General features: G+C 65.7%; 1 protein-coding gene. It reads left to right on the top strand.

Annotated elements, in window-relative coordinates; translation table 11 throughout:
• Window positions 1–111 precede the first annotated feature (111 nt).
• Complete coding sequence (locus ACFFU4_RS18360; RefSeq protein WP_377071349.1) at window positions 112–762, top strand: hypothetical protein; 651 nt, start codon at window positions 112–114, stop codon at window positions 760–762.
• Window positions 763–820: the final 58 nt, after the last annotated feature.

Raw genomic sequence — 820 nt, forward strand, 5'->3', positions numbered from 1 at the left:
CGCGGATGTCCCGGCGGCGGTGGCCGAACAGTTCGCGCTGGCCAGGGACAGGCTGAAAAAACTCTGCCGCATCGAGCGGAAAATCGTGGATACCGTGGAGGGCTTCGAAGCATGGCACACCCTGAACTGATCCGTGTCTATGACGGCACGCCCGTGCCCTATTCCGAGGGCCAACTCCGGCTCGACGTCAAGCCCGCCCGGGCACCGAGCGGGCGGCTGCCGGACGATTTCCTGGCACAATACAACTGCTACCGGCCGCGCATGCTCGCCGAACCGCAGACCGACGATCTGTCCGTGGCGATAATCAACGAGACGCCGGAGCTGATCGACAGCGTCTGGAGCTGGACATGGCGCGTCGAGGATGTCTCGCTCACGCTCAAGCAGGCCAAGATGGCGATGACCCGCTGGATCGACGGTCTCACCGCCCAGATCGAGGGCGAGTATCCGCGTGTCGTGCAGAAGGGCTGGGAGGGCGAAGAGGCGATGGCACGCGCTCACAAGGCAGGCACGGCCACGCAGGAGCAGGCAGACATGCTCGCCGCGGACGCGGCGGCCAAGGGGCGCACACCGACCGAGCACGCCGACAGGATCGTCGAGAAGGCCGACAGGTTCCGCGCGATCATGCTCGACACCCGGCGTCTCTGGTTGGCCACCGACAAGGCCTTGGAAGAGGTGTCTGACCCGGCAGATTACCCCGGCATCCTGCGCGCCGCCAAGGCGCAGGCCGCGCCCATTGCACAGGCATACGGGTTGTCTCCGTAGCCGATATGGAGCCCTTCAACACACCTTGAAACGGTCTTCAACACCCACCGCCGCGCCG

Origin of the sequence: Roseovarius ramblicola (genome assembly GCF_042430665.1) — a bacterium.
In the GTDB taxonomy this organism is placed as follows: Bacteria; Pseudomonadota; Alphaproteobacteria; order Rhodobacterales; family Rhodobacteraceae; genus Roseovarius; species Roseovarius ramblicola.